Here is a 13,054-nt window from a genome sequence, read left to right as displayed (position 1 = left end):
GGGTGTCATGAACATCCTTGATTGGGAAAAGGTGAAAAACATTGTCTTAACATGGGAGAACCACCATGAAGACGATTAAGGCACTGATCATGTGTATTCAATTTTTTACAAGTATTCCGGTTCCTTATGAAGTACCGATGGATCGGGAGCATATGGAACGAGCGATTCGCGTTTTCCCGATATTAGGCATTTTACAAGGGATTATCTATATGTTTATTACATTTGCTCTTCTGGAATGGACGCCGTTATCAACTGTTGCCGTAGCATTTTTTCTCTGGTTATCCTGGATCATTGTGACCGGTGGTTTGCATCTTGATGGCTGGATGGATGTCAGTGACGGTTATTTCTCGTTTCGTAACCCGGAAAAACGATTAGAGATTATGAAAGATTCACGAATCGGTGCTTTTGGCGTTCTCTCAGTGCTTGTCTTATTAAGTGCCCGATTTCTATTTATCTATGAAACGATTTCCCGGATGTCACTTTGGACTTACCCGCTTATTTTATTGATACCATTTTTTGGAAAAATAATGATGGGCGTCTTGTTGATTAAAGTCAAATCAGCAAAAGCGGATGGTCTTGGGGCCATGTTTCAACAGGCTGCATCAAAAGGGACTCTTTGGCTGTATCCCGTTTATCTTATCGTATTGCTCGGAATGATTTTGTTCATTTGGCCTGAATCCTTTTGGGGGCTGGCTTCATTCATTATAGGGTCGAGTTTATTCATACTGATTGCAAGAAAGAAGATAATTCGCTGGTTTGGCGGGATAACCGGTGACGTGCTGGGGGCAGCTGTTGAAGGAGGGGAAACGTTATTATGGCTAATCCTGTGGTTGTTACCCTATGTTGGTTTGGCCTGAAGCCGTTAGTTAAAGTGGAATTTCCCAACTTAAAGGAAGTTTGCGATTGGAATAGTGGCGATAAAATCATTTCACAGAACGTGATTGATATAGGAGGGAGGACCAATGCACTTTGTTACGGGTGGTGCTTTTAACGGAAAATCGAATTGGGTAAGGAAAACTTATCCTATCAATGATCAAAATAGTACTTGGGTTTCCGGTTATGCCGGCGAACAGATACCGGATTCCCTCCTGCCTGCAACTGAATATTGGATTGTAAGCGGAATTGAGCAATATGTTAAGGACTGGCTCATTGCTTGTGATGAAAAAGCTGTTCGGGAAAAATGGCTGGGTAAATTAACGGAATGGAGCTGCTTAGATGGGGATCAAACGATGATTCTCATTGGTTCCGATATTTCAAAAGGGATTGTTCCGGCAAGTCATGAAGAACGACTATGGCGGGATGTCACAGGAAGAATTTTTCAAGATACGGCAAAAATTTGTGACCGGGTTGATGTCATTTGGTATGGCATAAATATCCAAATCAAATAAAGAGGAGATGGGTGAAGTGCGAATTTATACACGTACGGGGGATCAAGGACAAACCAGTATCATTGGCGGTCGAGTAGATAAAGATAATATTCGGGTGGAAGCTTACGGAACGGTTGATGAGGCGAATTGTTTTGTCGGCAAAGCAATGACAGAACTGGATCCGGTTTTATTTCAGGATCTACTGGAAGATTTGGAAAAAATTCAACATGAGTTATTTGATTGTGGTGGGGATTTGGCAAATGTAACAAAGAAACGGGAACCGAAATTAACCGAAGAAGCGATAATCTATTTAGAAAGCCGGATTGATCAAATCAATGAAGAATTGCCTGAAATTGAACGGTTTATTTTGCCCGGAGGAACGAGTGCAGCAGCAACATTACATATTGCCCGGACGGTGACAAGAAGAGCAGAAAGATTCGTCGTCAAATTAATGAAGGAACACTCAGTAATAACACCTTACCCATTGAAATTTTTAAATCGATTGTCTGATTATTTTTTCGTAGCCGCAAGATTAGTCAATTTTCGGCTCGAAGTAAATGATGTTGAATATGTTCGGAGTGCCCGTGTTTTTCGAAATGGAAAGAGGAAGGAGCAGACGGAATGAATGCGAAGAAAATCAGTTTGTTCGGTATCTTTTTAGCATTGGCTGTTGTCGGTGCTTCCATCAAAATTCCGGCCGTCATTGCCAGTGTTGCATTGGATATGGTTCCCGCGCTTATCGGGGCAGTCGTTTTAGGCGGGCGTGCCGGGGGATGTATTGCTTTTTTTGGTCATCTGTTATCGGCATTGATTGGCGGGATGCCACTGGGTCCGTTTCATGTGTTAATCGCTGTTGAAATGGCTGTTCTTGTTTGGGTATTTGGTTATTTTTATCAAAAGGGAAAACGGGTGTTGGGCGGTGTGTTATTTGTTGTGGGAAATACTTTTTTAGCCAGCCTCCCATTCCTTTTTATCATTGGCACCGGATTTTACGTCGGGATGATTCCGTCATTGTGTATCGGTTCCCTATTAAATACAATCTTAGCCATACTTCTGACACCAAGTTTATCAACGTATTTTGCAAAACGATTGCATGTATAAAGGAGAACAGCGATGAAAAGAGATATTACAGAAATTCCGTTAAATGACAAGAAGTCTCTTGTGATTGCTGCTGATAATAGCGGAGGCATCGGATTAAAGGCGCATGATATCGTTCAGACACCCTATGAAGTTGTTTCTTATTACGGGTTCCGTGTAGCTGTGATGGAATGTATGGCAGCTGGGGGAACACCGTTAGCTGTCGTGCTTCATAATTTTTCCGGGGATGATGTCTGGCCGTCGCTCATGAAAGGTATAGAGAGGGGCTTGGAAGAACTCGGTTTAGCAGATATTCCCATTACAGGTAGTACAGAGAGTAATTTTTCTCTCGTTCAATCAGCAATTGGTATTATTGTGATGGGGAAAAAAGACCGATTAGCTCATGACACCATTCTTTCTGTAGACAATATGAAATTGGCGGTAATCGGCTCTCCTTTAGTCGGAAATGAAGTTTTGGAGCGGGAACATGAAGTACTGTCTCTTTCGTTATTTCAGGAACTATGCCAATTGCAGGATGTCGTTCTTTTACCTGTCGGATCAAAAGGAATTTTGCATGAACTTCGAGTCCTGCTTAACTATGAATTCCCTATTCATCAAATCAATTGTGACGTCGATTTGGATAAATCTTCGGGACCGGCTACCTGTTGTCTAGTTGCTTATGATTCTTCTTTGGAACAAATTTTTCAGGATAAATGTGGACACTTATTTCATCAGATTTTAGTGAAGTGAATCGAGCAGGGATAAAGTGGCTGGATCCAAGAGGAATTTAACTCAAAGCTGACTGAAAAAAAGAAAAATGAAAATTGACTTTTATTGAATTTAGAATTAAATTTGATATAGAAAGAAAGGATATAATTGATTTAATCAAAAGGTTATGATTGGGTGAATATTTAATAAGATAAATGGAGGGGTTTTGATGGCTTTTGTTATAACAGCACCATGTAAGGACGAAAAAGCTGCCGAATGTGTGGAGGTTTGTCCTGTTGATTGTATAGAAGAAGGAGAAGATCAATTTTATATTGATCCGTCCATTTGTATTGATTGCGGAGCATGTCAAGCTGTTTGCCCGGTGGAGGCAATCTTTTATGAAGAGGACTTAACACCTGAAGAACAAGTTTATTTTGAAAAAGCCAAGAAATTTTTTGACAGATAATATCAATTTTGGGTAAGTGGTAGTGGTGCAATTCGCTACTGCTTTTTTATTGGAAACGGATAGAAAAAATGTGAAGAATAAGAATGAAAAACGATCTTTCCCTGACATAAAGGAGAGGTCGTTTTTTTCGAAGAATTCTTTAGTCTGCTAATGAAATAAAATATTTTTATTGACAACTCTTCTTTCCGATGATATGATATGTTTATCAAATTCATATTTTAGTATATTAAAGAATTAAATTGCTAATAAGATAAATAAATTTGAATGGGAGAGGGCTTTTATGAAACGTCTGGGAAAAATAATATTCTTTATGTTATTCGTATCTCTATTAGCTGCATGCTCATCCGATGCCTCATCTAAAAATACAAGTAAAGAAGATAATCAATTAGTGATCGGGATTGATGATGCATTTGCCCCAATGGGATTCCGTGATGAAAACAATGAGATAGTCGGTTTTGATATTGATTTAGCAAAAGCGGCAGGTGAAAAAATGGGGAAGGATGTCGTTATTCAACCGATTGACTGGAGTGCGAAAGAATCGGAATTGAACAGCGGTCGCATTGACTTAATTTGGAACGGTTATACGGTTACAGATGAAAGAAAAGAAAAGGTATTATTCACGAAACCATATTTGGCTAATGCCCAAGTGATTGTCACATTGAAAGATTCCACAATTGAAAAACTGGATGATTTAATAGGGAAAAATGTCGGTCTTCAAGCACAATCTTCCGCAAGCGATGCACTGAAATCCGCTCCAATTGCTTCAGATATCAAGCAGGTTACAGAATATAAAGATAATGTCCTTGCTTTAAGTGATTTAAAAAATGGTCGTGTCAATGCGGTTGTGATTGATGAAGTTGTTATCGATTATTACATGACGAAAGAACCGGATACGTATAAAATTTTAAAAGAATCCCTTGCACCTGAAGAATATGCGGTTGGTGTGAAAAAAGGGAATGACGCCTTATTAAAAGAAGTTCAAAAGGCACTGAATGAACTGATTGCTGACGGGACCGCAGCTAAAATCTCGGAAAAATGGTTTGGTGAAGATAAAGTATTAAAATAAAAAAAGTTTAATAGTTGCAGTAATACGTTTCGGCTGATTGCTCTTCCATGTATGTACCCTATCAAAGCGGAAGAGCAATAACCGATTTCATATGCATTTTTCCCTTGCTTTCTTCTACAATATAAATAAACATTCCAAACTTAGGAGGACCTTATGTCATTTGATTACATCAATATGGTTTTGAAACCGATGCTTGATGGAACGAAGGTAACGCTTTTGCTTTTTTTGATCGTTATCATTTTTTCCATTCCTCTTGGTTTTTTATTGACATTAGCTGTTCGAAGTAGGTTCAAACCATTATCATTAATTGTCCATGCCTATATTTATGTCATGCGCGGGACTCCACTATTGTTGCAATTATTGTTTATTGTTTTTGGACTGCCTCTGTTACCGGTGATCGGTGATTATTTAGTTCTTGACCGGTTTGTTGCGGCATGTCTTGGTTTCGTATTAAACTATGCGGCTTATTTTGCAGAAATTTTCCGCGGCGGGTTACTCGCAATCGATCGAGGTCAATATGAAGCTGCCCAGGTGCTTGGTTTTAATAAATGGCAAACGATGACCCGAATCATTTTACCGCAAATGTTTCGTGTTGCTTTACCCACCGTGGCTAATGAATCGATTACGCTAGTTAAAGACACCTCTTTATTGTATGCTGTTGCAGTACCGGAATTGCTCCATTATGCACAAACGGCTGTTAACCGGGATTTTACAATCGTCCCATATTTTGTCGCAGCAGTTATTTATCTGGTCATCACCTTGCTTTTGACAATGATTTTAAAGAGAATCGAGAGAAAATATCAATTTGAATAAGAGAGTGTGATATTGTGGCGTTTATAGAAGTTACCAATTTGATAAAGTCATACGATCGCCTGGATGTATTGAAACAGATTAGTTTTACCGTTGAACGGAATGAGGTTGTTGCGATTATCGGTCCATCGGGTTCGGGAAAAAGTACATTATTAAGAAGTCTCGTTCATTTAGAAACTATCGATAACGGAACCATTACGGTAGATGGCAGCAACTTAGTAAAGAATGGTGTGTATGCAAAACCAAAAGAAATCAAAGAAATAACTGCGAAAATGGGAATGGTTTTTCAACATTTTAACCTGTTTCCTCATTTAACGGTAAAACAAAATTTAGAATTGGCTCCGAAACTTGTGAGAAAGGAAGCAAGCGGTGACTTGGAAAAAAGAAGTAGCGCATTGTTGGAAAAAGTCGGTTTAGCTGATCGGGCAGACGCATTTCCGGCAAAGCTATCCGGCGGTCAAAAACAGCGGGTTGCCATTGCCCGGGCATTAATGATGAACCCGGAAATTTTGCTTTTCGATGAACCGACGTCAGCACTTGATCCTGAATTAACCGGTGAAGTATTAAAGGTTATGAAAGATTTGGCCGATGAACAAATGACCATGGTCGTCGTAACCCATGAGATGGCCTTTGCTAAAGAAGTTGCCGACCGGGTTATTTTTATGGATAAAGGGGAAATTATCGAATCCGATTCTCCTGCTCAAATTTTTAAAAACCCGAAAAATGAACGGACAAAAGCGTTCTTAGGTCTGCTTGAATAAATCAGTTTCAGAGCGGGCGATTAGTATTAAATGGGTTAGTCTTCTTAAATAAATCGGTGTCAGAACCCGTAAACGAAATCTGACACCTTATGGAAATTCAACAATGAATGTATCGGGGCATAATGCTTATTTTGATTTGCAAAAAGAAGGCCTGTTTATTGAAATTCAACAATGAACGTATCGGGCCCTGTCTGTTCAATGCTTCCGCCTCTAGGTTCGACACTTGCTTTCAATTTTTTAAATTCATCTACATCAATATCTCTAAATAGCATTCTTGTCATTCCGTTTTGAGTCGGTAGGATTTCATGATCGATCGAGTTATCCATGTAAATGATCCATAATTGATAATCCTGATTGATTAACTCTTCAAGCCCGTCTACCTCCAACAACATTTCATTTCGATTACGATTTACCCAGACATAACCGTTTATTTGATTAAATTCAGATACCGGAGTGACTTTTATTTGTTGGGTATGAGGTGCGCTTTGAATTGTTTCCGGTGGTATTTCATCATTTTCGGCAATTTCATAATTCCTCGTGTTGATATCTTGATAATAACTATGAACACTATAAAAAATTAGGAATACACATGCAATTGTTGCAAAAAGGAGACCGGGTTTCCCAATCACGGTTCTTCGTTTAAATGATTTTCCTTCCATCTGATTGATACTATGTTGAATACGATCTTTCATTGACTGAGAAGGTTGAAATTTCTTATGATCTTGCCTCAATAAAAACTGCCAATCGCTCAATAAATATTGACATTTTTTACAATGGTTCAGATGAGCTTTTATTTGTTTCGCATCCCATTCCCCAATGTTTCCCAATAGATAGTCAACCAGTTGTTCTTCAGGGATGTGCTTAGATTTCATCATTTTTTCTCACCTCGATCAATACCTACCCATTGCATCAGTGCTTTTTGCTTTCGTAAATTATTCAGTCCATATCGGATGAGTGATTTTACTGAGCCTAACGGTTTTTTCATAGTCATTGCAATCTCATTATGTGTTTCCCCATTATAATAGGAGCGAATAATTGCTTCCCGCTGTTCAATCGGGATTGCCTTTAATGCTTCAACAATTAAATGCTTTTCTAATGAATGAAAAAATTGTAAATCTGCTCCCGGTTCCATATTTTTGCTCCCCGATAAATTTTCAAGACGATGAATAAGAAGAGGTTTATTTTTCCGTAACCGATCCAGTGAACGGCTCTTTGTTTTCACGGCAAGCCAAGCTTTGATACTTCCTTTTTCCTCTGAATACTGCCTTGCTTTTTGATAAACTTCCAAAAATACATCGTGACAAATATCTTCAGCCTCTGCGTGATTATGAACGATGGAAAAAGCAATTTGGTAAACAAAGGAAATATATTTTTCATAAAAAATATCAAAAGCTTGTCGGGAGCCGGCTGCAATATCCTTTAATAATTGGATATTTTCCTGATCATTACTCATCAGAAACGCCCCCCTTAAAAGCTAAAACGTTGTTGAAAGGTTCATTTGCTAATTAGCCCTAAAAGGTTTAACCATATTTTGCTGTGTTTCAAAGTAAGTCCATTCAAAAAAATGCTCTTGCTAATTCGATCACAACTTTCATAAAAAATTTATCACCAAATTTTTAAAATGACAAATCTAAAATTGATATTTTTGCGTATTAAATATGAAAATCTAAAAGGAGGGAATGAAAATGACAGGTAAATTGAAAAAGATGATTTCGATTATCGCAGTTGGCTTCATCCTTCTTACTTTTATCAAGCCCGGACAAGTTTTGGCTGTAGAAGGTGTATCATTATTTACACCGTATACAGGATTATCTGCAACGCCAGGTGAAACAATCAATTACTCTATTACCGTTATCAACAGTAGCCCGAGTATAAAAAATATGTCTTTTTCCGTTGAAGGCTTACCCGACGGCTGGCAGTATAAAATAACAGCAGACGGTAGAGAAATTAAGGAGCTGTCCGTCCGGGGAAACAGTGAAGAAAAAATATCTTTGGACATTACTTCACCGCTCGATGTCCAAAAAGCAGATTATCGTTTTTCGTTAGTTGCATCGGACGGAAACAGCAATTCAAAACTACCATTTTTAATCTCAATCAGTGAACAAGGAGCACTGGCATCAGCATTGACAAGCGACCAGGCAAATTTACAAGGGAATGCTGATTCTAAATTCACCTATACGGTCACATTGCGAAACCGAACAGCCGATACTCAAAATTATGCATTAAGTTCTTCTGCCGAGAAAGGATGGGGGGTAAGCTTTAAAACAGGCAGTGATTCAGTTACATCTGTAAAATTAGAGCCGAATGATACACAAGATATTACTGTCGAGGTGACACCGCCGGAAAAAGTGAAAGCCGGAACCTATAAAATCCCAATCAAGGCAACGAGCGGTAATACGTCAGCAGAACTGGAACTGGAGGCTGTTATTACCGGTACTTACGAATTAGAATTAACCACACCTTCAGGCAAATTGAGTACAGATATAACTGCCGGTAAAGAAAAAATAGTTGATTTAGTTATTAAAAATACCGGTACTGCACCATTGACAGATGTCAGTATTACAGCGAAAACTCCTCCAAACTGGGAGTCGGAATTTGACAGAAGCACGATTCCCGAAATCGAACCCGGAAAATCGGCAACTGTAAAGGCAAAAATAAAAGCCTCTGATGATGCGATTGCCGGTGACTATGTAACAACATTTACTGCTACAGCGGCAGAAAAATCGGCGGATGCCACCTTCAGAATTTCGGTTAAAACATCAACACTTTGGGGAATTGTTGCTGTCCTCATCATTGCAGGAGTAGTAGCGGGATTATACTACATTGTTAAAAAATATGGGAGGAGATAGCTGTGACAACCCCAATTATCCAATTGGACAAACTCACGAAAAAATATGAAGAACAACTTGCGGTTAATAACTTATCTCTTTCCATTCATAAAGGTGAAATCTTTGGGTTACTGGGACCAAACGGTGCAGGCAAAACGACAACGATATTAATGATGTTGGGATTAAGTGAACCAACTTCAGGAAATATTACGGTCTGTGGAATAAACCCGACCCGAAATCCAATTGCAGTTAAGAAAAAAGTTGGGTATCTTCCGGACGATGTCGGTTTTTATCAACATATGACCGGTTTGGAAAATTTATTGTATACAGCGCAATTGAACGGAATTCCTTTAGATGAAGCGAAAAAAAGGGCCCATCATTTATTACAAAAAGTCGATTTACTGGATGCCGCCGATAAAAAAACAGGAAAATATTCACGGGGGATGAGGCAAAGACTCGGACTCGCCGATGTACTCATGAAAAAACCGGAAGTCATTATTTTGGACGAGCCGACTTTAGGGATTGATCCTGAGGGCGTTCGTGATTTTTTAAAATTAATCCGGGAATTAAACGAAGAGGAACAAATGACCGTTCTTCTATCCTCCCACCATTTACATCAGGTCCAACAAATCTGTGATCGAGTCGGAATTTTTGTCAATGGAGAATTATTGGCTGCGGGAGATATGGAAAGCCTGGCAAAGCAATTGTTTGTTGAAGATACATTTGTGATTGAAATTAAAGCCCAACCTATTCATAAGGAATTAATAGAACGATTGCAGACCATCCCGAATGTCAATAAAGTAGAAACCGTTCCTAGTGGTATAGAAATCTATTGTAAAGAAGATGTTTCTGCCGCAATAAGTAGAGCGATTATCGAGTCAGGCGCTTCCCTTTATCAATTACAAAAGAAAAATTTTGGACTTGATGAAATTTACCATCGTTATTTTGAAGGAGGTAATCCGGATGGAATTGGCCTCACTAAAAAATAAATGGTCGTTACTTATGAATAAGGAACATACGGAAAAGCATAGGAACAACAGCACATTTTGGGTCATTGTCCAAAAAGAATTCAGCGATTATATATCAAGCTGGCGAATTATTATTTTATTGGCGATTATTCTTTTAACATGCGTTGGTTCCCTTTATACTGCTGTTACAACTATTCAAGATGCTATTGACGCCAATGAATCGGCCGAGGAAATTGGGCGGAGTTCGTATTTATTTTTGCAATTATTTACAACGAGTGATGGAACTTTACCTTCGTTTATCACTTTTGTTGGATTTTTAGGCCCATTGTTAGGAATTGCTCTTGGTTTTGATGCGATTAACTCAGAACGAAATAAGGGAACATTGAGTCGGTTAATGGCCCAACCGATTCCAAGAGATTATGTCATTAACGGCAAATTTGTCGCTGCCTTATTACTAAGTAGTTTATTATTTTTCACTTTAGGATTATTAGTTATGTCTATGGGCATGTTAATTTTGGGTATACCGCCAACTTTAGAAGAATTCTTCCGGATCGTGTTTTTTCTTATTTCATGTATCGTATATATTGCCTTTTGGTTAAACTTAAGTATATTGTTTTCAGTCATTTTTCGTCAGGCGGCAACATCGGCTCTTTCTTCAATTGCTGTTTGGTTATTTTTTAGTGTATTTTATACGATGATTATCAATCTGATTGCAAAGCCGCTTTTAAACAATGATTCCATTACAACAGTTGAACAGGCAGTCGGCAGGCAAGAATTCGTACTTAACTTGCTCAGACTATCGCCAAACTATTTATTTAGTGAAGCAACGACAACCTTGCTCTCGCCAACCGTGAGAAGCTTGGGGCCGCTAACCATGGAGCAAACGGTTGGGGCAGTAGCGAGTCCGTTGCCGTTATCTCAAAGTCTATTATTAATTTGGCCGCAGCTAACCGGAATGATTGCTGCAACAATGATTTGTTTTGTCATTGCCTACATTTTATTCATGCGGCAAGAAATACGCGCAAACTAATTTTGCGTATGTTTTGACAGTATGTAAATTAGATAGTATTCTGACTTCTGCACCTTATATGGTAAAAAACCAGCCCTAAACCTAGTAGTAACAAATGTTTAGGGCTGGTTTTGTCTGTCACAGTGTTGTAAGGAAAATTATTCCTTTTTCACGTCTCCTAAAATTTTTTTGATTTCTCCGAGTGACATGTATTTCTTCCCAAAATCGATTCCCAATTCCTTGCAGATGTCGACAAGCACCTCATCTAAATACTCAAGCAGATAATAGTTTAACCATTTTTGGACGAAAGGGTGTACCAAATGTTATCTCCCGCGGTCATCCCCTTATCCGCCACCACAATGATGCGCCCGAGAGAAAAGTTGCGCTGAATGTTTCCAAGCATTGGGATCAGGGTTTGCTTATCCAACATATTCCCGGGATAGAGGCCGTAAGTAATCGGAATCCCGCCGGTGTCCATAAATAGCCCTATCTGTAGGGTGCTTGCTTTTATAATTTAACACCATACTTGTATATTACCTTTTTTTACATAATCTATTTACGACTGCACCAATGACAAGACCAATAATAGTTGCAAATAAAAATATTTTCAAAGTATCCAAAGTAATATCGATTCCAATAAGCAGTAAAACACCGAATCCAATTAAATAACCTAAAATAATACCAAAAAATTTCCTCATTGACAAAGACCTCCAAATTTTAAAAAAAACCATGAATAGTATTACAGTATTTCTAGTATTATGATAATGTATTTCTGTAATAAAATAAATATTTAGTTTATTATTAATTTGGCCGCAGCTAACCGGAATGATTGCCGCAACAATGATTTGTTTTGTCATTGCCTACATTTTATTCATGCGGCAAGAAATACGCGCAAACTAATTTTGCGTATGTTTTGACAGTATGAAATTTATATAGTATCATATCTGTAATCAATAATTTATCTGTTTTTGATAAGGGGAGTAGCTTCTACAGCGAGGTCGTCATTACGGAGATTTTTTTCTCTCGGCTTTGTTGGCAATATTGATTGTTAGCGAGACCTTACCTCCATTATTGAATGAAGGTAGGTCTCTTTATTTCTTTTTTGCATGTTTAACCGTGTGATTGAATAGGTATGTTAGGAATATAATTATAAAAGGTGATTATATGGACAACTTTTTAATGAATAGTTTTCCAGAGAATATTAAGAAAGAAATAGAACAGATTCAAAAGCTTATTTTACCATTGGCGAGGAAAACTTCGAAATATATGTTTTGGACATTTCCACTTATTGGTATTGCGATGATTAATCTTATCTATTTATTGTTTTTTACAACAAGAGACGGAGATTTTTATATACCGGTAATTATTTATGCGGTCATCGGTGCATTTGGATTTGCTCTTTTACGGGAAACAAAACTAACCAAAAAGGAAATAGAACGTATCGGCGTTCGCTATATTATTGAACGGATGAAAAAAAGCCGCTATTTAACAAGTGAAAGAAAAAACCAGTATATTCATCTTGTTAATGAGAAACCGGTTATGGCTATGGAGAATTTTATTAAGTTTCTTCAAGAAGAAGATCGTTTGAAAAGATTGACAACAGATGATGAAGATTAGCATATACAGGACGGATCCATAGGGGTCTGTCCTTTTTTGTTAAAATAAAAGATTATCCACAGCTTATGTATTCTTTTCCTTCAGCTTCATGATTAATTCCCGCGGTGTTTCCGCTTCAACAAAAGTCGAATTAACTAAAACATAGGGAGAACATGTACATTCATCACAATAACTTAAGCAATCCATCTCTTTCACTTGATAGTCTTGTTCATTGACCAATTCCTCTAATTCGTCAAACAGATCATCATCATAAAATTGGTTTAAATTATTGGTACAGAACTCCAATATAACCTTTTTCTTTTTTTTAAAAAGCCCCATAACCGATTTCCCCATTCGTTCCGTTTTGTCCTTATTATACAAATGTTTTACTAAATTTA

The 13,054-nt window shown here is 38.0% G+C and carries 18 protein-coding genes and 2 pseudogenes; 14 read left to right on the top strand and 6 right to left on the bottom strand.

Annotated elements, in window-relative coordinates; genetic code table 11:
• The first annotated feature begins 65 nt into the window (after nucleotides 1-65).
• The 9 genes from cobS (at nucleotide 66) to NSQ14_RS14810 (ending at nucleotide 6,255) form a co-directional block, all read left to right on the top strand.
• Nucleotides 66-857: an adenosylcobinamide-GDP ribazoletransferase gene (gene cobS, locus NSQ14_RS14850; protein WP_095141622.1), complete on the top strand. Its 792-nt coding sequence runs from the start codon at nucleotides 66-68 to the stop codon at nucleotides 855-857.
• Nucleotides 858-962: 105 nt separating this feature from the next.
• A complete protein-coding gene (locus NSQ14_RS14845; RefSeq protein WP_034772211.1) occupies nucleotides 963-1,388 on the top strand; it encodes a bifunctional adenosylcobinamide kinase/adenosylcobinamide-phosphate guanylyltransferase in 426 nt (141 codons plus the stop codon).
• A 16-nt stretch (nucleotides 1,389-1,404) separates the two neighbouring features.
• Nucleotides 1,405-1,992, top strand: coding sequence for a cob(I)yrinic acid a,c-diamide adenosyltransferase (locus NSQ14_RS14840; protein ID WP_346216530.1), 588 nt, complete (start codon nucleotides 1,405-1,407; stop codon nucleotides 1,990-1,992).
• Nucleotides 1,989-2,468: an ECF transporter S component gene (locus NSQ14_RS14835; protein ID WP_034772209.1), complete on the top strand. Its 480-nt coding sequence runs from the start codon at nucleotides 1,989-1,991 to the stop codon at nucleotides 2,466-2,468. Before NSQ14_RS14840 ends, NSQ14_RS14835 begins: the two co-directional genes overlap by 4 nt.
• A 12-nt stretch (nucleotides 2,469-2,480) precedes the next feature.
• Nucleotides 2,481-3,194 (top strand): ATP-binding protein, encoded by a 714-nt coding sequence (locus NSQ14_RS14830; RefSeq protein WP_095141623.1) that lies wholly within the window; start codon nucleotides 2,481-2,483, stop codon nucleotides 3,192-3,194.
• A 187-nt stretch (nucleotides 3,195-3,381) separates the two neighbouring features.
• A complete protein-coding gene (locus NSQ14_RS14825) occupies nucleotides 3,382-3,618 on the top strand; it encodes an indolepyruvate ferredoxin oxidoreductase subunit alpha (protein WP_034772207.1) in 237 nt (78 codons plus the stop codon).
• Between the two features lie 280 nt (nucleotides 3,619-3,898).
• Complete coding sequence (locus NSQ14_RS14820) at nucleotides 3,899-4,684, top strand: amino acid ABC transporter substrate-binding protein (protein ID WP_346216529.1); 786 nt, start codon at nucleotides 3,899-3,901, stop codon at nucleotides 4,682-4,684.
• 153 nt (nucleotides 4,685-4,837) lie between these two features.
• Nucleotides 4,838-5,497 carry an amino acid ABC transporter permease gene (locus NSQ14_RS14815; protein WP_034772206.1) on the top strand — a complete coding sequence of 220 codons (660 nt, stop codon included), beginning with the start codon at nucleotides 4,838-4,840 and terminating at the stop codon, nucleotides 5,495-5,497.
• 14 nt (nucleotides 5,498-5,511) lie between these two features.
• On the top strand, nucleotides 5,512-6,255 hold the full coding sequence (locus tag NSQ14_RS14810; protein WP_346216528.1) for an amino acid ABC transporter ATP-binding protein: 744 nt from the start codon (nucleotides 5,512-5,514) through the stop codon (nucleotides 6,253-6,255).
• Nucleotides 6,256-6,410: 155 nt separating this feature from the next.
• Here NSQ14_RS14810 and NSQ14_RS14805 read toward each other — a convergent pair whose 3' ends face one another.
• A complete protein-coding gene (locus NSQ14_RS14805) occupies nucleotides 6,411-7,130 on the bottom strand; it encodes an anti-sigma factor (protein ID WP_342014268.1) in 720 nt (239 codons plus the stop codon).
• Complete coding sequence (locus NSQ14_RS14800; RefSeq protein ID WP_251246010.1) at nucleotides 7,127-7,708, bottom strand: RNA polymerase sigma factor; 582 nt, start codon at nucleotides 7,706-7,708, stop codon at nucleotides 7,127-7,129. Before NSQ14_RS14800 ends, NSQ14_RS14805 begins: the two co-directional genes overlap by 4 nt.
• A gap of 226 nt (nucleotides 7,709-7,934) precedes the next feature.
• Between NSQ14_RS14800 and NSQ14_RS14795 the strand changes: the two genes are divergently transcribed.
• From NSQ14_RS14795 to NSQ14_RS14785, 3 genes are read left to right on the top strand one after another with little or no spacing between them, the layout of a single operon-like run.
• Nucleotides 7,935-9,104, top strand: a complete 1,170-nt coding sequence (locus NSQ14_RS14795) for an NEW3 domain-containing protein (protein ID WP_041848337.1) — start codon at nucleotides 7,935-7,937, stop codon at nucleotides 9,102-9,104.
• A 2-nt stretch (nucleotides 9,105-9,106) separates the two neighbouring features.
• Complete coding sequence (locus NSQ14_RS14790; protein ID WP_041846858.1) at nucleotides 9,107-10,072, top strand: ABC transporter ATP-binding protein; 966 nt, start codon at nucleotides 9,107-9,109, stop codon at nucleotides 10,070-10,072.
• Between the two features lie 13 nt (nucleotides 10,073-10,085).
• Nucleotides 10,086-11,081, top strand: coding sequence for an ABC transporter permease (locus NSQ14_RS14785; RefSeq protein ID WP_041846869.1), 996 nt, complete (start codon nucleotides 10,086-10,088; stop codon nucleotides 11,079-11,081).
• A gap of 137 nt (nucleotides 11,082-11,218) precedes the next feature.
• Here NSQ14_RS14785 and NSQ14_RS14780 read toward each other — a convergent pair whose 3' ends face one another.
• The 3 genes and pseudogenes from NSQ14_RS14780 to NSQ14_RS14770 form a co-directional block, all read right to left on the bottom strand.
• Nucleotides 11,219-11,380, bottom strand: a complete 162-nt coding sequence (locus tag NSQ14_RS14780) for a hypothetical protein (protein ID WP_156103242.1) — start codon at nucleotides 11,378-11,380, stop codon at nucleotides 11,219-11,221.
• Nucleotides 11,353-11,556, bottom strand: a pseudogene (locus NSQ14_RS14775) (IS1634 family transposase); the annotation flags it as partial. The gene NSQ14_RS14780 and the pseudogene NSQ14_RS14775, both read right to left, overlap by 28 nt.
• A 37-nt stretch (nucleotides 11,557-11,593) precedes the next feature.
• The gene (locus NSQ14_RS14770) at nucleotides 11,594-11,758 is read right to left on the bottom strand and encodes a hypothetical protein (protein ID WP_156103241.1); all 165 of its coding nucleotides are present in this window, start codon (nucleotides 11,756-11,758) and stop codon (nucleotides 11,594-11,596) included.
• A gap of 94 nt (nucleotides 11,759-11,852) precedes the next feature.
• Between NSQ14_RS14770 and NSQ14_RS14765 the strand changes: the two are divergent.
• Together NSQ14_RS14765 and NSQ14_RS14760 are read left to right on the top strand one after the other, a co-directional pair.
• A pseudogene (locus NSQ14_RS14765) lies at nucleotides 11,853-11,960 on the top strand (ABC transporter permease); the annotation flags it as partial.
• 264 nt (nucleotides 11,961-12,224) lie between these two features.
• Nucleotides 12,225-12,677, top strand: a complete 453-nt coding sequence (locus NSQ14_RS14760; RefSeq protein WP_051989137.1) for a YwnF family protein — start codon at nucleotides 12,225-12,227, stop codon at nucleotides 12,675-12,677.
• A 63-nt stretch (nucleotides 12,678-12,740) separates the two neighbouring features.
• Here NSQ14_RS14760 and NSQ14_RS14755 read toward each other — a convergent pair whose 3' ends face one another.
• The gene (locus tag NSQ14_RS14755; protein WP_034772197.1) at nucleotides 12,741-12,995 is read right to left on the bottom strand and encodes a DUF1450 domain-containing protein; all 255 of its coding nucleotides are present in this window, start codon (nucleotides 12,993-12,995) and stop codon (nucleotides 12,741-12,743) included.
• Between the last annotated feature and the right edge of the window lie 59 nt (nucleotides 12,996-13,054).

Source organism: Caldifermentibacillus hisashii, from assembly GCF_039654145.1.
GTDB lineage: Bacteria > Bacillota > Bacilli > Bacillales > Caldibacillaceae > Caldifermentibacillus > Caldifermentibacillus hisashii.
Note: the sequence above shows the minus strand (reverse complement) of the source record. Positions and strands in the feature narration are given on the sequence as shown.